Source organism: Gillisia sp. Hel_I_29, from assembly GCF_000744275.1.
Lineage (GTDB): Bacteria > Bacteroidota > Bacteroidia > Flavobacteriales > Flavobacteriaceae > Gillisia.
Genome location: NZ_JQLP01000005.1, coordinates 976,429 through 993,852, shown reverse-complemented (window position 1 = coordinate 993,852; position 17,424 = coordinate 976,429). Strand labels below are relative to the sequence as shown.

18 protein-coding genes are annotated in these 17,424 nt (G+C 34.4%); 6 read left to right on the top strand and 12 right to left on the bottom strand.

Going from position 1 to position 17,424, the window contains the following annotated elements:
• Positions 1 to 116 precede the first annotated feature (116 nt).
• Complete coding sequence (locus tag P163_RS09580) at positions 117 to 707, top strand: DUF2911 domain-containing protein (RefSeq protein ID WP_034890155.1); 591 nt, start codon at positions 117 to 119, stop codon at positions 705 to 707.
• 13 nt (positions 708 to 720) lie between these two features.
• Here the strand turns inward: P163_RS09580 and P163_RS09575 are convergent, their stop codons facing one another.
• The gene (locus P163_RS09575; RefSeq protein WP_034890152.1) at positions 721 to 1,152 is read right to left on the bottom strand and encodes an organic hydroperoxide resistance protein; all 432 of its coding nucleotides are present in this window, start codon (positions 1,150 to 1,152) and stop codon (positions 721 to 723) included.
• Positions 1,153 to 1,254: 102 nt separating this feature from the next.
• On the opposite strand from P163_RS09575, the gene meaB reads away from it, so the two are divergent.
• Positions 1,255 to 2,340 (top strand): methylmalonyl Co-A mutase-associated GTPase MeaB, encoded by a 1,086-nt coding sequence (meaB, locus tag P163_RS09570; protein WP_034890149.1) that lies wholly within the window; start codon positions 1,255 to 1,257, stop codon positions 2,338 to 2,340.
• Here the strand turns inward: meaB and P163_RS09565 are convergent.
• Complete coding sequence (locus P163_RS09565; RefSeq protein WP_034890146.1) at positions 2,335 to 3,276, bottom strand: NAD-dependent epimerase/dehydratase family protein; 942 nt, start codon at positions 3,274 to 3,276, stop codon at positions 2,335 to 2,337. The two genes, meaB and P163_RS09565, sit on opposite strands and share 6 nt — an antisense overlap.
• Before the next feature lie 159 nt (positions 3,277 to 3,435).
• Here P163_RS09565 and P163_RS09560 point away from each other — a divergent pair, with 159 nt between their 5' ends.
• From P163_RS09560 to P163_RS09550, 3 genes are read left to right on the top strand one after another with little or no spacing between them, the layout of a single operon-like run.
• The gene (locus P163_RS09560; protein ID WP_034890143.1) at positions 3,436 to 4,152 is read left to right on the top strand and encodes a glycosyltransferase; all 717 of its coding nucleotides are present in this window, start codon (positions 3,436 to 3,438) and stop codon (positions 4,150 to 4,152) included.
• Positions 4,145 to 4,777 carry a lipid-A-disaccharide synthase N-terminal domain-containing protein gene (locus P163_RS09555; RefSeq protein ID WP_034890140.1) on the top strand — a complete coding sequence of 211 codons (633 nt, stop codon included), beginning with the start codon at positions 4,145 to 4,147 and terminating at the stop codon, positions 4,775 to 4,777. The genes P163_RS09560 and P163_RS09555 overlap by 8 nt, the downstream gene beginning before the upstream one ends.
• A complete protein-coding gene (locus P163_RS09550; RefSeq protein WP_034894207.1) occupies positions 4,767 to 6,407 on the top strand; it encodes an ArnT family glycosyltransferase in 1,641 nt (546 codons plus the stop codon). Before P163_RS09555 ends, P163_RS09550 begins: the two co-directional genes overlap by 11 nt.
• Here P163_RS09550 and P163_RS09545 read toward each other — a convergent pair.
• The 5 genes from P163_RS09545 to P163_RS09525 all read right to left on the bottom strand — a co-directional run bounded on the left by P163_RS09545 (position 6,391) and on the right by P163_RS09525 (position 11,080).
• Positions 6,391 to 6,963 (bottom strand): phosphatase PAP2 family protein, encoded by a 573-nt coding sequence (locus tag P163_RS09545; protein WP_034890135.1) that lies wholly within the window; start codon positions 6,961 to 6,963, stop codon positions 6,391 to 6,393. The two genes, P163_RS09550 and P163_RS09545, sit on opposite strands and share 17 nt — an antisense overlap.
• A gap of 5 nt (positions 6,964 to 6,968) precedes the next feature.
• Complete coding sequence (locus P163_RS09540) at positions 6,969 to 7,196, bottom strand: hypothetical protein (RefSeq protein WP_034890132.1); 228 nt, start codon at positions 7,194 to 7,196, stop codon at positions 6,969 to 6,971.
• A gap of 32 nt (positions 7,197 to 7,228) precedes the next feature.
• Complete coding sequence (locus P163_RS09535) at positions 7,229 to 8,620, bottom strand: MATE family efflux transporter (RefSeq protein WP_034890129.1); 1,392 nt, start codon at positions 8,618 to 8,620, stop codon at positions 7,229 to 7,231.
• A 102-nt stretch (positions 8,621 to 8,722) separates the two neighbouring features.
• Positions 8,723 to 10,129 (bottom strand): M20/M25/M40 family metallo-hydrolase, encoded by a 1,407-nt coding sequence (locus P163_RS09530; RefSeq protein ID WP_034890126.1) that lies wholly within the window; start codon positions 10,127 to 10,129, stop codon positions 8,723 to 8,725.
• Between the two features lie 66 nt (positions 10,130 to 10,195).
• Complete coding sequence (locus tag P163_RS09525; protein WP_034890123.1) at positions 10,196 to 11,080, bottom strand: PPK2 family polyphosphate kinase; 885 nt, start codon at positions 11,078 to 11,080, stop codon at positions 10,196 to 10,198.
• A gap of 77 nt (positions 11,081 to 11,157) precedes the next feature.
• Between P163_RS09525 and P163_RS09520 the strand changes: the two genes are divergently transcribed.
• The gene (locus P163_RS09520) at positions 11,158 to 11,751 is read left to right on the top strand and encodes a hypothetical protein (protein ID WP_034890120.1); all 594 of its coding nucleotides are present in this window, start codon (positions 11,158 to 11,160) and stop codon (positions 11,749 to 11,751) included.
• Between the two features lie 85 nt (positions 11,752 to 11,836).
• Here the strand turns inward: P163_RS09520 and P163_RS09515 are convergent, their stop codons facing one another.
• The 5 genes from P163_RS09515 to P163_RS09495 form a co-directional block, all read right to left on the bottom strand.
• The gene (locus P163_RS09515; protein ID WP_034890117.1) at positions 11,837 to 13,003 is read right to left on the bottom strand and encodes a sigma-54-dependent transcriptional regulator; all 1,167 of its coding nucleotides are present in this window, start codon (positions 13,001 to 13,003) and stop codon (positions 11,837 to 11,839) included.
• A 113-nt stretch (positions 13,004 to 13,116) separates the two neighbouring features.
• A complete protein-coding gene (locus P163_RS09510; RefSeq protein ID WP_034890113.1) occupies positions 13,117 to 14,415 on the bottom strand; it encodes an ABC transporter permease in 1,299 nt (432 codons plus the stop codon).
• Positions 14,408 to 15,337: an ABC transporter ATP-binding protein gene (locus P163_RS09505; RefSeq protein ID WP_034890110.1), complete on the bottom strand. Its 930-nt coding sequence runs from the start codon at positions 15,335 to 15,337 to the stop codon at positions 14,408 to 14,410. Before P163_RS09505 ends, P163_RS09510 begins: the two co-directional genes overlap by 8 nt.
• Before the next feature lie 213 nt (positions 15,338 to 15,550).
• Positions 15,551 to 16,666, bottom strand: a complete 1,116-nt coding sequence (gene dnaJ / locus P163_RS09500) for a molecular chaperone DnaJ (protein ID WP_034890108.1) — start codon at positions 16,664 to 16,666, stop codon at positions 15,551 to 15,553.
• Positions 16,667 to 16,708: 42 nt separating this feature from the next.
• Positions 16,709 to 17,299 (bottom strand): nucleotide exchange factor GrpE, encoded by a 591-nt coding sequence (locus tag P163_RS09495; RefSeq protein ID WP_034890106.1) that lies wholly within the window; start codon positions 17,297 to 17,299, stop codon positions 16,709 to 16,711.
• Positions 17,300 to 17,424: the final 125 nt, after the last annotated feature.

Below are 17,424 nucleotides of genomic sequence, written 5' to 3'. Positions count from 1 at the left end.
TTTTTATGTGAAATTAATTCAATTGGAGGACCAATAGCAGCAAGACCTAATATTCATTTGGCGCCATTTTTGTAATTTCATAGGAGATGATCAATATATTTGATTAGATTAAGACCATGAAAAAGAATATATTATTAGGTTTAAAAATCTTGGTAATTATAATGTTGATAGTACTTGGTAAGCTATTTTATGACAGATATGCAACCAAAGCCTATAGCCCTGAAGAAACAATAACGTATGAAGACAACGCTCTGGAGCTTGAAGTGTTTTATAATAGGCCCTATAAAAAGAATAGAAAGATATTTGGAGGTTTAATACCTTATGGAGAAGTTTGGCGTACAGGTGCAAATGAAGCTACTACCTTTAGTACTAATGAAGATTTAATTGTGGATGGCTCTATATTAGAAGCTGGGAAATATACACTTTGGACAATCCCTATGGAAAATTCATGGAAAGTCATTTTTAACTCAAAAATGTATCCGTGGGGAATAAATTTAGACAAACAACCTTACAGAGAACCTGAATTTGACGTGTTGGTTATTGAAATTCCTACCGAGCAAATTGCGGAGCCTCTAGAACAATTCAGCATATATTTTGAAAAAGATCATGAATTTGTAGAACTAACATTAAGTTGGGATTATACTAAAATTCGCGTGCCTATTATAAAAGAAAAAGAGGCATCCAAGACGCCTCTTTCCTTTCACTAATATTTTAAAATGCCTACTCCTCGTCTAGCATTAAATTTAAAGTAACATCTATATTATCTCTAGTTGCTCTAGAATAAGGACAGATCTCATGAGCTTCATTCACTAGTTTCTCTCCTGTTTCAACATCTACTCCTGGTAAATAAGAATCCAAAATAACGGCAAGATCTAATCCTCCTTCTTCGTTAGTTCCTAATTTTACGGTAGCAGAAACACTAAAATCTTCACCTAGATCTACTTTATGATTTTTAGCCACTAATTGTAAAGCACTTCCATAACAAGCCGAATATCCAGCTGCAAAAAGTTGTTCAGGATTAGTTCCATCACCACCTTTTCCACCTAAACCTTTTGCTAAACTTAAGTTCATGTCTAAAACACCATCATCTGTCTTTACATGACCATCACGTCCACCTTCTGTAGTTGCCTTAGCTTTATACAATACCTTCATCTTCTTTATTTTTGATTAATTTTATTTAAATTTGAAGATACTACTAAAGGGTATTTTCCCCATAGAACTATTCATAAATTTGTCATAAATCTTGATTTAATTTTGACCAAAAAGCCAACTAATTCCGCATTAAATCAGTCTGAAAGTACTCCTTCATCACCCAAGATAAACCCTGATTCTATTAGTAGGATCAAGGCTTCCCGTAAGAAGATATATTCTCACGAAGAATTATTTCAAAAACTTATAGAAGGGAATAAAACTGCGCTTGGAAAAGGAATAACGCTGGTAGAAAGCAATCAAACCAATCATCAACATAGAGCAGAAAAACTTATTGAATCTTGCTTACCATATGCTCATAAATCTATACGAATTGGAATAACCGGGGTACCCGGAGTTGGCAAAAGTACTTTTATAGAGGCATTGGGGAGTTTTTTGGTAAAACAAGGTAAAAAAGTTGCGGTACTAGCCGTAGATCCAAGTAGTACGTTATCTCATGGTAGTATTTTAGGAGATAAGACCAGAATGGAAAACCTGGTCACAAAAGAAAATGCATTTATTAGGCCTTCACCTTCCGGAGATTCATTAGGAGGTGTGGCAAGAAAAACAAGAGAGAGCATCATTCTATGCGAAGCTGCTGGATTTGATGTAATTTTGATAGAGACCGTTGGTGTTGGCCAAAGCGAAACCACCGTACATAGTATGACAGATTTCTTTCTGTTGCTGAAATTAGCAGGTGCCGGAGACGAACTACAGGGAATTAAAAGAGGGATCATTGAAATGGCAGATGCCATCGTTATTAATAAAGCAGATGGAGAAAATCAAAAAGCTGCACGAGAGGCCAGATTAGACTTTAAAAGAGCTTTACATCTTTATCCACCTAAGCAAAGTGATTGGCAGCCTAAGGTTCTATTATGTAGCGCCTTAAACAAAACCGGTGTAGATGAAATATGGGAGCTAATTAAAGAATATCAAACTCTAACCAGCAACAATGGTTACTTTGAAAAGAATAGGCATGAGCAGAATAAATTCTGGCTGGTACAAACCATTAATGAGCATCTAAAAAATAGATTTTATAAGAACCCTGTGATAAAAACAGCATTGCACGATCAATTATATGCCATAGAAAATAATGAGACCACACCATTTGTTGCGGCCAATTATCTTTTGCAAAAATATAAAAACCTATAAAAAATTAGATCTATACCATTCTATTTGCAGTTTTAATCCTTCTTTTAAAGTGGTGGTGGGATTATAATTCAAGAGTTTTTTAGCCTTATCTATATTCGCTAAGGTTCTCCATTGATCGCTTGGGCGTTGTGGCTTAATTTCCAAAGCTATCTTGGTATCTAATAATTCTTCCACTAGGTCTATTCCTTCTTGAGTACTTCTTTCTTCTTCTGTTCCAATATTAATGATCTCACCTATTAATTTTTCATGATTGTCTAAAGCACTCATTAAACCGTCTATAATATCACCCACATAGGTAAAACTCCTTAAATGTTCGCCACTACCTTCAAATAATGGAAAAGACTTATTATTGTAAGCGCAGGAAATTAATTTTGTATAAAGTTTATCCGGACGTTCTCTAGGCCCATAAACCGAATATAATCTGTAAGAACTTCCATTTAATTTTTTAGTTCGAGATTCTGCAAGTACCAGTTGTTCTGCTCCTAATTTAGTAACTCCATAGTGAGATGCAGGATTTGGTGCTACAGATTCCGGAAAAGTAGCCTCAAGTCCATAAATTGAGGAAGTTCCTATATTAAAAAAATGTTTAAGGTTAGAATTTCTCTTTGAAAACTCAATTAGGTTCTGAGTTGCGATGATATTGTTAGACAAATAATCTTCAAAAGAACTGGTAACCGATATTCCTGGTTGTGCAGCAAAGTGAAATATAAAATCGAAGTCTGTAGCAAGTTCTGAAATTTGAGTCTTATCTCTAAGATCTATATTATGCAGTACTATACCTTTATCTCTAAGTTCCTCTGCATTTAGTTCTTTTAATGAGACATCGTAATATGAAGAAAAATTATCTACTCCTGTTACTTGAAATCCATTCTTATGCAATCTTTCTGACATATGAGAGCCAATAAAGCCTGCGGCCCCAGTTACTAATACATTCATATTTCCCGTAAAATTTTAAATTAAGAAATCATTTATAAGACTTAGAAGAAGTTTCGAGTGCAAATTACAATCATTCTTTAAACATTTCCCAATTTTGAGCTGTAATTATAGGGTGCTTTATGCTTCAGAATTAATACATTTGCAACGAATAAACATTTTATGGATTACGAATTTACTATCATTGTGCCGCTTTATAATGAGGAAGACAACCTCTTAAGAGTAGAAAAGCACCTTGCAGCTTATATAGATATTGCCATTAAAAAAACCTGTATTCTTTATGTAAATGATGGCTCTATTGATAATAGCCTTAATTTCATTGAAGATATCTGTAAGCGCAATGAAGCTATGCATTTTATATCTTTTGATAAGAACAGAGGACTGAGTGCCGCTATAAAAGCAGGATTTGATTATGCCAAAACACCTCTTATTGGCTATATAGATTCTGATCTACAAACAGATCCGGAAGATTTTAATATCCTTCTGCCTCATATTGAAGAATATGATCTAGTTACAGGATTAAGAGATAATAGAAAAGATTCTTTTGTTAAGAATATGTCTTCTACTATTGCAAACGGGATTAGAAGAAGTTTCACCCATGATGGAATGGATGATACCGGCTGTCCGTTAAAAGTGATAAGAGCAGATTATGCAAAAAGAATTCCAATGTTTAAAGGATTACATAGATTCTTACCAGCAATGATCGAACTTCAAGGCGGAAAGATAATACAAGTTTCTGTGCGTCATTATCCTAGAATTGCGGGAGAAGCTAAGTTTCATCTTATGAATAGACTAGTAGGACCATTATTAGATTGTTTTGCCTACTTATGGATGAAGAGAAACTACATCAATTATAAGGTAATTAAAAAAGATGAGTAGTTGGCAGATTTATAGTATTGGATTTGCTGCACAAATTTTATTTTCCGCCAGATTAATTCAACAGTGGTTAGTCTCAGAAAAGGAAAAGAAAGTAATAACCCCTGCTCTATTTTGGCAATTTAGCCTATTTGCTTCTTTTCTACTCTTTGTTTACGGATATCTAAGAGAAGATTTCTCGATTATGCTGGGACAGGCAATTACCTATTATATCTATATTAGAAACATTCAGTTACAAGGAGACTGGAAGAAGATTCCAACAGCATTAAAATTTTTCCTACATGTCTTTCCTATCTTCATAGTTATATATTCTTATAATAATAATATTCTCGACATTCATAAATTATTCAATAATGAGAATATTCCGTTATGGTTATTAATTCTGGGCTCTACCGCACAGATCATATTTAACCTCCGCTTTATATATCAGTGGATATATTCTGAAAGGATGAAAGCTTCCATCTTACCGTTAGGATTTTGGATCTTAAGTCTTACAGGAGCACTTATGGTACTCACCTATGCCATTATTAGAAGAGATCCTGTACTTTTTACAGGACATATTATGGGAAGTGTGGTGTATGCAAGAAATATTATTATTAGTAGAAGAGAAAAAAATCATGCTTCATAAAATTCAATTAAAACCATACTATCTGCCCATACTAATAGTTGTTGGATGCCTGGTGTTTATACTGAATTTAGATGCGTTATATATCAATATCATGGAAGCTCGTAATTTTATTACAGCCCGTGAGATGCTTACCCACAATAACTGGATATTTACCACTATAGATCTTATGCCTAGGTATGAGAAGCCACCACTACCTACCTGGCTCACGGCTATTTCTGCATCTATCTTCGGAATAAAAAACGTTTTTGCTTATAGATTACCTGCTGCTCTGGTCTCAATTTTTATGGTAATAATGTTTTATAAACTTCAACTTAAACTAAACATTAAAAAATATACTGCGTTTTTAGGGAGTTTGATCTTAATGACTTCTTTTTATATTGTGTTTTCTGGAAGAGATGGACAATGGGACATCTTTACTCATAGTTTTATGGTGACTTGCTGTTATTTCTTTATAAAGATGATAGCGCTAGAAAAACATCAATACCAAAATGCACTATTGGCAGGCATATTCTTTGGAGCTTCCTTACTAAGTAAAGGCCCGGTTTCTTTATATGCCTTGTTTTTGCCCTTTTTAGTTGCATACGCAATCACCTATAAATTTAAAACCTCTCCTACTCTTTGGAAATCAATTTCCTTGTTCATTATTGTGGGACTAATTTCAGGAACGTGGTGGACAGCAATTGCTCATTATTATGACCCGGAAGCTTTTGCAGAAGTTGCTAATACAGAGAGTACCCGATGGTTTAGTTATAATGTGAGACCAATATGGTATTACTGGAGCTTTTTTACTCAGAGTGGTATCTGGACCATTCCTGCTCTAATGTCATTATTTTATTGGTATTTAAAACCCAGAGTTTCAAATTTTAAAGCATACAGATTTTATTTTCTATGGACTATCTTTTCTGTGATCTTATTGTCTATTATTCCGGAGAAAAAAAGCAGATATTTACTTCCTGTATTAATTCCGCTAGCAATGGCAACTAGCTTTTATGCGGAGTATGCCATTAGGAATTTTAAAGATAACTTCAGCAAATTAGAAAAAATTCCAGTTTGGTTAAATTTTGGAGTGCTAACACTGGTTTCATTTGCGCTTCCTTTTCTTTTGTATTTCGGATTAAAAGAAACTATTTGGGAAATGAAATATCAATACCTCCTATTCTCTATTTTTCTAATAGCCTTAGGAATACTGTTTGTCTACGGAATTTATAAAACAGATATGAAATTGCTATTTTCTCTTCAAGTATTGATGATCGTAGGGATACTTTCGTTTGGATTTCCACTTTTAAAATTGATAGCTCCTGAAAGAAACTCTCCAAATGTTGCCCAAATTAGATCTTATATTGAAGAGAATGATCTTAATATGTATGATGTTAGCGGCCTTTTTCCTGAATTGATCTTTACTTATGGGAAACCAATACCGCTGTCTATTGAAGAATATGGAGATGATCTTCCCTCAGAAAAAGAATTTGGAATCTTAGTAAATGAAGAATCTACACCAGGTTGGAGATCCAGATTTGGAAAGTATCAACTAAGATTTGTAGATACCTTAAATTTAAATCCAGCTATCTCCAAAGGCAAAAATGTAAGGTTAATAAGAAATTTTTATATTGCTACTAAGAAGCAAGATTAAAATACCCCATTAAATAACAGTGTATTTTATAAAACAAATAGCCTAGTAGCGCTCCAAATAAACCACCGGTTAATACATCTAAAGGATAATGAACTCCTACATAAATTCTACTGTAGGTCACTAATATTACCCAGATCATTAATAATGAAGTTAGGTGTTTATAATATTTATCTAAAATTAGACTCATAAAAATGGCTAACCCCATAGAACTTGAGGCGTGTGCAGAAAAATAACCGTACCTACCACAACGCACTGCTATAAACCTTGCATATTCCATCACTCCATCTTGACCACAGGGCCTAGGGCGTTGAAAGCCGTGCTTAAATACATTAGCTAACTGATCTGTAGATGCTATAAGCAATGCCACCATTACTATGCTTAGAAGCGTTCCCTTGAGCCCGAAGTTTCTATAGATAAGATAAAGTAAAATAGCGTAAAGAGGAATGGAGGTCCATTTATCTGTAATTAATAACCAGAATGGATCCCAGGTGGAACTACCCAAATTATTTAAATAAAGGAATAACTCCTGATCTAAAGCTATAATTTTTTCTAACATGGAGCTTAATCGTCGTATCTAGACACCTCTCTATCATAGAATTCATTAGCCTGAGTGATAAGATCTTCTGCCTCTGTAGCTAATTCTTTTTCATCGCTTTGATCGAAATCTTCTAACCATTCTACTTCATCATCCTGAAGATTGATTATAAATCTTGGATACTCTGTGTGTACAACGAATATAGCGTCGGGAAAATCTGTATTGTCTCCTAGTAAGAATTTTGGAAAGTCCATAGTACTAATATTAATTTTGTGTTCTTATAAATTTAAGAAAGTGTTGTTGTTTTTGCTGAATCAAGAGCTTCACTTTCATTTTCTTTTACAACTTCTTGTTTACTTAGGTAATTAAATCTTAGATATAACATTAAGGCAGATGCGGTGAGACCTACAAATAGCCCCATCCATATACCCATACTTCCCATAATCTCCTTTTGACCGAAATAAAATGACACTGGAAAGCCAATTACCCAATAAGCTATAAAGCAAATTAAAGTAGGGATCTTTACATCCTGAAGTCCTCTAAGTGCTCCTAAGATCACCACTTGTAAACCATCACTTAACTGAAATAATGCAGCTATTATTAATAATTGAGATGCAAGAATAATAACCTCCACATTGCTAATATACAAAGTTGGTAACCAATCTTTTAATAGTATAAATCCTAGCGCAAAAACAGCTTCAATTAAAAAAACCAACAAGAAAGTGGAGAATGCAATTCTACGAAGATCTTTATACCTCTTTAAACCTTTTTGATTCCCAACCCTAATAGTGGCAGTTACTCCTAAGCCTACAGCAATCATATAAGTCATAGAGGCTAAATTAAGTGCAATTTGATTCGCCGCCTGTGGATTGGTTCCAAGTGTACCTGCAAGAAAAATAGTGCCTGCAAAAATAGCTACTTCAAAAAACATCTGTAAAGCAGATGGAAATCCAAGAGCAATCATTCTCTTAAAGATGCTCGTTTTAATTAATTCCTTTTTACTCCAAATAAAATATTCTTTAAATTTCTTCTTCCTTCTCAATATTTCCCAGATAAACCAAAGCATAAAGAATCTAGAGATCAAGGTACCAATAGCGGCACCCTCAAGACCCAGTTTTGGAAATATCCAAATACCATAGATCAATAAGAAATTAAATATTACGTTCACTACATTCGCAAGAATGGTGGCGTACATACTGTATTTAGTTTGTGATAATCCGTCTGCAAACTGTTTAAAAGCCTGAAAGATCATTAACGGAATCATAGAAAATGCAACGATATTTAAATATGGTATTGCTAGTTCTACAACTTCCTGTGGTTGCTTTAAATAATAAAGTATAGGTTTTGCTAATAAAAGAAGTAAGAATAATAAAACACCATTAACAGTACACAAAATAATACCATGATGAAAATAGCGCTTACCAAGCTCTATATCTGATGCTCCATCTGCCTCTGCAATTAATGGAGTTATAGCGAAAGAAAACCCGATACCTAGAGAGAGGGCAATAAATACAAGACTATTCCCCAAAGAAACAGCTGCCAAAGGAGCTGCACCCAATCGCCCAATCATTAGATTATCTACCAACCCAACCAACACATGTCCCAATTGTCCCATCATAACAGGAAAGGCAATATTCAAACTGGTTCTAAATTCTTTGGTGTAGGCTGTTAATTGCAAATCTTAATTTTTAAGGCGCAAAGATAACTTGTTTTAATCTAGAAGCTTTAATTAAACTAACATTTTCTAGACACGCATTCTCCCTAGTTATACTAATCAAAACTAATTAGAGTTAGAAGAATTAAATCCATATTTATCAACAAGGTAAATCATAGAAGCCATTGTTGCAGCACCCATCTCTAGTTCACGTTTATTAACCTGATCAAAAGTTTCGTTAGCAGAGTGGTGGTGATCAAAATAACGTTGAGAATCTGGACTTAAGCCTGCAAGAACGATCTTATCATTTTTAAGTGGTCCAATATCTGCTCCGCTGCCGCCCATAATAAAATGCTGAATTAGATAAGGTTCAAATAAATTGGACCAGCTTTTAATTTTTTCGAACTGAGCTTTATTCGCTTCAATTGAAAAACCTCTTGGGGTGAAGCCACCTTCATCACTCTCAAGGGCAAAAATATGATCTTCATTTTTCTGTTTAGCAATTTCTGCATATTTGGTACCGCCACGAAGTCCGTTTTCTTCATTCATAAACAGCACTACTCTAATAGTTCTTTTTGGTTTAATCTTTAATTCTTTAAAAGTTCTTAGAACATCCATAGACTGTACTACTCCTGCACCATCATCATGAGAGCCATCTCCTAGATCCCAAGAATCTAAATGACCACCAACCACTATATATTCCTTGGGAAATTCTGTGCCAGTAATTTCGCCAATTACATTGTAAGACTGCACATCTGCCAACGAAGAGCTATTCAATTTAAAATAAACCTCAGCATTTTCATCAACTTTTAGTAAGCTGCTTAAATATTCAGAATCATTAGTGCTCAGCGCTGCAGCAGGAATTCTCTGGGCCGCTGGCAAATCTCCATAAGTCATAGAACCAGTATGTGGAAAATCATCTAATCTTAGATTTAACGATCTAATAATAACACCAACTGCTCCATATTTAGCAGCTTCCATAGCTCCTGCATAACGTTGATCTACAGCCCCGCTATAAGCATCAAAAGTATTTATATTATCTGCACGCATAGGTCTGTTATAGAACACTATTTTACCCTTGATTCCTGCTTCACCATATCTCTCAAGGTCCTCCAGACCTTGTACTTCTATAACCTTAGCTTTAGTTCCTCCTTCTGGAGTTGCTACAGAACCTCCCAACGCTGTGATATTAAGATCTCTAGTTACTCCCGGCGCAGTTTGAGCATAAGAATATTCCTTTCCTCCACGCACCCATTTTGGAACCATCACCGGCTGAAGCCAAACTTTATCCAGACCTAAAGAATCTAATTGCTTTTTGGTGTATTCTACAGCCTTCTGAGCATTTAAAGAACCAGATAGCCTACTTCCAATATCATTAGATAAATAATTTAACCACTTATAAGAATGACCTTGCAGCAAATTGTAATCATATATTTTTCTTATAGTTAAAGAATCTTCACTCTGTTTATTTTCTTGTGCTTGAAGATTAAAGAAACTAATAATCAATGCGAGTGCTACTAATGATCTTTTCATAAATGCGGATTTTTTTTTGCAGATTGCTAATTAACAAAATCTAATGCAGACAATCAATAATAAGGCCTAAGCGTCTGGATGTTGAAGCTGCTTTTTATAATCTTCCAGATTCTCTAAGATCTTAGCTTCTAATTCTGGCTCTTGAACATCTGTATATTTAGAAAGCTCCTCCCATAGAACTTTAGCAACTATATATCTAGCAGCATCTTTATTATCTGAAGGAATAACATACCACGGAGCATTTGGAGTAGATGTTCTTTGAATAGCTTCTTCGTAACAATCCATATAATCATCCCATAACTGTCTCTCTTTTAGATCTCCCGGAGAGAACTTCCAATTTTTATCGCTACGATTTAATCTTCTAAGCAAACGTTGTCTTTGCTCCTCTTTAGATATATTCAAGAAAAATTTAAATATAATAGTCCCATTCTTAGATAAGTGATCTTCAAAATTTCTTATTTGTTCAAATCGAGAGTCCCAGAAATTCTCATCAATATCTTCCAGACTATTTACATTTGGTAGATTTTCACCCAATACATATTCCGGATGTACGCGGGTTACTAAAACATTTTCATAATGCGTTCTATTAAAAATTCCAAATTTTCCGCGTGCAGGCAGCGCTATATAGTGCCTCCATAAAAAATCATGCTTTAATTCAAGATTTGTAGGCACTTTAAAACTATGTACTACTACGCCTCTTGTATTAAATTGATTAAAAACTTCACGTATTAAACTATCTTTACCTGCAGTATCCATTCCCTGTAAACATATTAGCACTGCATATTTGCTATGTGCATACAGTACATCCTGCCACTCCCCAAGCTTTTTACTTAATTTCTTAAGTTCATCTTCTAATTTATCTTCATCTGCCCCTAAAGCTATTTTTGTAGAAACATTCTTTAATTTAAAATCTGATGTAGCTATAAATTGCTCTATATTGATATCTTTCATAAACATGTGTTGATAGCGAAAGATACAAATCTTTAAAAGATGATTTTTTTTTATCTTCGCAACCTAAACAAAGTGATTTGGAGAAGGAAGAAATTATAAATAAAGTAGCTCTTTTACTTAAAGAGATCCCAACATCTATGGATATCGTTAAAGACGATTCTAAAAGAGATGCGCGTTTTCAATATCTAGCTGCTCATATGGTTGAGAAAGCCATAAAAAAAGATGCATTAATCATTTCTAAAAATGAAAAGGGTATTGCTATATTATTTAAGACTAGCAAAGACGATGAAAACTTTTGGGAAGAATTACCTACTCAGCTTGGTTTGCTAAGAAATGTAACAGGCTTTAAAAATGCCTTAAAGATCTTGAAGACTCAAAGCTACATTAAAGCACAAAGACCTCAAGAAGGTGAATATCTCTATTGTTGGTTCTGGGGAATTCTATCTGATGCACGAGGTGCAGATACTCAAACCGGAAAAGAGATGAAAGATGAATTCTATCGTCAGGCAGAGGAATATAAAATCCCACTTTATGCTGAAACCAGAATGAGACAGAATGCTTTGGTGTATCAACGTTTTGGATTTGAACTGTTTCATGAATGGCAACACCCTAGTGGAGACACTATGTATTTTTTAAGATACATTCCTAAATCTCTAAAAGAAGGAAAATAATAAATTAGAAAAGCCTGCTTTAACCAGCAGGCTTTTTTGTTTTTTAATGAGTCTTTTTCCCGAAACTCATTAAGTCCATTTAACCCTACAATTTACTTGCAAAAAGTTTTACATCTTCTTCTGTTACTTCTTTGCCACCAAGAATAATTAAACGTTCTACAACATTTCTCAATTCTCTTATATTCCCTGTATAGTCATATTCTTTTAGAAGATCTATAGCCGGCTTGGTAAAATCTTTTTTATTGCTCCCATGTTCTTCCGCTATTTTATCTGAGAAGAAATCTACCAGTAATGGAATATCATCTCTTCGCTCATTAAGAGCAGGTACCTTTACTAGAATTACTGCTAGTCTATGATAAAGATCTTCCCTAAATCTATTCTCTTCTATCTCCTTTTTAAGATCTTTATTGGTAGCCGCTACAACTCTTACATTTACCTTAATATCCTTATCACTTCCCACTCTGGAAATCTTATTTTCCTGAAGTGCTCTCAACACTTTAGCCTGAGCAGACAGACTCATATCTCCAATTTCATCTAGAAATATTGTTCCACCATTTGCAGCTTCAAATTTACCGGCGCGATCTTTATTTGCCGAAGTAAAAGCTCCTTTAACATGGCCAAACAATTCGCTCTCTATTAATTCTGAAGGAATCGCAGCGCAATTAACTTCTACCATAGGGCCATTAGAGCGGTCACTTTTTTGATGTAACCAATGAGCTACAAGCTCTTTTCCAGTACCATTAGGACCTGTTATTAAGACTCTGGCATCTGTAGGTGCTACCTTTTCTATAATCTCCTTAATCTTAGAAATTGAAGGAGACTCCCCTATCATTTGATAGTTCTTCCCTACCTTTTTCTTAAGTCTGGAATTCTCCACCACAAGTTCTTTACGATCTAAAGCATTTCTCACAGTATTAAGCAATCTATTTAGATCTGGTGGTTTAGAAATATAATCAAAAGCACCTAATTTCATGGTATTTACTGCTGTATCTAGATCTCCATGGCCAGATATCATTACCACAGGAACTTCAGGTTTAATTTTTTTGATAGCTTCCAATACTTCAATACCATCCATTTTTGGCATTTTAATATCGCATAGAACCAGATCATAATCTTCATCTTTTACTTTCTCTGTTCCAATAAGACCATCTTCAGCTTCATCTACCTCGTAAGTACTATTTTCTTCTGAGAGAATTTTAATTAAAACTCTGCGAATAGCAGCTTCATCTTCTATAACTAATATTTTCGCCATTTTATGTTTTTATAATTACAGCCTTACAGCCGAATCTTAGTTTTTTCTATAAAGTTTAAATTTAATTGACTCTCTTCAGAAAAGAAGAACTTCCTATAAAATTTATAGAGAATTTAATATTTAAGCCATTTATAAAGCTCTTTATAAGTGGGCTTTTTACCATACATCAATATTCCTACTCTATAGATCTTTGCTGCTAACCACAAGACACCAATATTGGTTATTATTAATATTGCTATAGATATTGCTAGCTCATACCACTGTACTCCAAAAGGAATTCTCATTAGCATTACGATAGGAGAGGTAAGCGGAATCATAGAAAAAATGGTGGAAACCGTACCATGAGGATTTTCTATAACCGAGAAGAAACCCACGTAGATGGCCAACATAAGTGGTAATATAATTGGAAACATAAATTGTTGCGTATCTGTTTCTGAATCTACAGCAGCACCAATAGCTGCATAAATAGCACTATATAAAAAATAGCCTCCTAAGAAATAGATTACGAAGAAAATTAATAGACTAGTAATTGGCAGATTACTAACATCTAATAATAATTGCTGCATTTCCGAACCAGACATGTTATCGAGTCCTTCCTGCGCCTGAGCTGGTCCCGAAACAAGATCCATCCCGGTAAAGTAAGAAGCTGCAACAAGCAGCACTCCTCCTAAAACTACCCAAATTGCGAATTGGGTGATCCCTGCTAGAGAAGTTCCAAGTATTTTTCCAAGCATTAGCTGAATTGGCTTTACAGAAGAAACAATAATCTCTATAATTCTATTGGTCTTTTCTTCTATTACGCTACGCATCACCATATTCCCGTAGATTATTATGAACATCATTAACAAATATCCTGCTGCGCCACCAAAGAACATCTTTATATAATTAGACATCTTTGAAGTTCTCCTTCCTTCAAAATTTTGAACTTGTATATCTACTACAGTTTCTGCAGATTCAATTTCCGAAATATCTACTCCCCTAGAAATAAGCTCTCTATTGGTTAATTTTTCTTTTATGGTGCGCTCTATATGTCTAAGGTTACTTAATGAGGGAGATTCTTTAGAAAAAAATTCAATAGAACCTGCTAATTCGCGATTATCCTGAACATCAGGAATAAAAAGAAGGCCATAGTATTCGTTCTTAGCAGCACTCGCTTTAGCTTCTTCTAGTGATAAATCTGAAAGGTTTACATAATTAACATCTTCACTGTCTTTAAAATCATTTTCAAATAATCCGCTATCATCTTTAATAGCCATGGTATGAACCTCTTTATTATTGAGCATGCTTAAATAAGCAATTAAACAGATCATACCCACTAGTATTAATGGGCTTAGAAATGTCATGACAATGAAAGTCTTGTTTCTAACTCTAGCTAGATATTCCCGTTCAAGGATGAGCTTTAAATTATGCATTCGTGGTGACGGTTTTAATGAAAATATCGTTAACAGAAGGAATTACCTCCACAAAATGATTTACGGTACCTCTGGAGATCAAGTATTGCAACAAATCGTTCGCAGATTCTTCGGGCTTTAGCTGTATACTCAATTTCAAGTCTTCTGTAATACTCTTAAAATGTGCTTTTCCTACTTTGAAGTTGCTATTTAGTTCTTGTAACAATATAGCCTCGTCTCTAGGATGAATTCCTACTTCAAAGGTATTAGACTTATAAGCTCGTTTAATATCACTTACTTTTCCATCCAGCAGTTTATTAGACTTGTGAATTAAAGCCATATAATCACAAAGTTCTTCTACGCTTTCCATTCTATGGGTAGAAAATAGAATAGTAGCTCCATCTTCTCTCAACTTAAGAATCTCATTTTTAATAAGATCTGCATTTACAGGATCAAAACCACTAAAAGGTTCATCAAATATCAATAATTTAGGTTCATGTAGTACTGTTATTACAAATTGTACTTTTTGAGCCATCCCCTTAGATAGTTCCTGAATTTTTTTATCCCACCAATGTGTTATATCAAGTCTTTTAAACCAATACTCCAGCCTCTCTTTAGCTTGAGCTTTTGAAAGACCTTTCAACCTTGCTAAATATAAAGCCTGTTCCCCCACCTTCATAGATTTATACAAGCCTCGCTCTTCCGGCAAATAGCCTATAAGACTTACGTCTGATGGGCTTAGCGGTTTCCCATCAAATAATACCCTACCACTATCTGGCATGGTTATCTGATTGATAATTCTAATGAGTGTTGTTTTACCGGCGCCATTAGGACCTAGTAATCCAAATATACTTTTAGTAGGAATTGTAATAGAAACATTATTTAGCGCAGTAAATTCCCCAAAATGTTTAGAAACATTTTCTGCTACCAGAAGATTATCCATAAATAGTAGTTATAAGGTAAAGATATCGAAATGCAGGTAAACCTTAGTTCTTTTCAATATTTTTTTAAATATAAACCTAGATCTATATAAAAGAAAAACCCATCCTAAAATAGAAATTCTAGGATGGGAAAAAAATTGCTATGAAAAAGAAAAATTATCACTAAAGGTTTTAGTGATAGTCAAATATATAAAAATTATCTTAAAACCATTCTTTTAAGAAAACATATCTTTTACTTTTTCAAAAAATGACTTATCGCTCTTTTCCGGATTTGGCTTAAAATTATCATCACTTGCCATCTTCTCAAAAAATTCGCGCTGTTCTTTATTTAAGGTCTTTGGGGTCCAAACATTTACATGAACCAACAAATCTCCTTTTCCATATCCATTAAGATTAGAGATACCCTTACCTCTTAATCTTAGAATCTTCCCAGACTGTACTCCCTCCTCAACCTTAATTCTTACTTTACCGGTTACGGTATCAATTTCTCTAGAGGCACCTAAAGCAGCTTCAGAATAGCTTATGTAAAGATCGTAATGTAAATTATCACCTTCTCTTTGTAAAGAGGCATGTGGCTTTTCTTCAATAGCTACTAATAGATCTCCCGGAATTCCATTACCAGGAGCATCATTACCCTTACTTGTAACTTTTAACTGCATTCCATCTTCAACTCCAGCCGGAATTTTTATAGATACAGTTTCTTCCTGAACTTTTAAGCCTTGTGCATCTGCATCATCCGGTTTTTGATCTATAATTTGCCCAGCTCCACCACAAACATTACATGGAGATGCCGTCTGCATTCTACCTAAAATAGTATTAGTGATTCTGGTTACCTGTCCAGAACCATTACATGTAGTACAGGTTTTATAGGTAGTGCCAGCTGCCTGAACTTTACGCTTAACTTTTATTTTCTTTTCGGTACCGTTGGCTATTTCCTCAAGAGTAAGGCTAACTCTAATTCTTAAATTGCTACCCTTAACTCTCCTTTGGCCTCCGCCACCGCCAAAACCAGAGAATCCTCCGCCGCCAAAACCGCCGCCAAAGATATCTCCAAACTGACTGAAGATGTCATCCATGTTCATGCCGCCGCCGCCAAAGCCACCACCGCCATCAAAAGCTTGGTGTCCAAAACGATCATATTTGGCTCTCTTATCTTCATTACCTAAGATCTCATATGCCTCTGCAGCCTTCTTAAACATTTCTTCAGCAGAAGAATCTCCCGGATTCTTGTCTGGGTGAAATTCTATCGCCTTTTTACGATATGCTTTTTTAATTTCGGCAGCAGTTGCTCCTTTGCTTATTCCTAATACTTCGTAATAATCCTGTTTCATCTTCTAATTTTCTGAATTTTTAAAGAGACTAATTTGGAAATCCTATTTCCCGGTCACTACTTTTGGATAGCGAATAATTCTATCTCCAAGCTTATATCCGCGTTCAACAACATCAATAATCTTTCCTTTAAGCTTATCTGAAGGTGCCTGTACTTGAGTAATAGCTTCATGTATATCTGCATCAAATGCATCACCATTACTAACCTCCATTGCTTCCAAACCTTTATTCTTTAAAGTTTCAGAGAATTTATTATGAATTAATTCAACACCTTTTAAAAGATTTTTGTCTTTGGCTTTTTTGATCTCATTCATAGCTCTGTCAAAATCATCAAGAACAGGCAACATAGCTGTCATAACTTCTTGATTAGCGGTTTTGAAAAGCTCTAAACGTTCTTTTGAAGTTCTTCTTTTATAATTCTCAAATTCTGCAAATAATCTTAAGAACTTATCTTTCTCCTTCTCAAGATCAGCTTTAAGCGCATCACCTTCAGAAATCTCAGAAGCATCTTGATTACTCTCAACTTCTTCAATTGCCTCATCCATAAGCTCTTCAATTTGATCTTTCACAGATTCATCATTATTATTGATGTTCTTATTATTCTCGTCTTTGTAGTTTTCTTCGTTCGTGCTCATTACTAAACAATATTTGTTTTTACATTAAAGTCAAAATTACTGCCAATTCTAGAAATTTGTCAAAATGTCATCTTAAATATTAATATAGATTTATGATATCGCCATTTACATATTAACTATTTTTG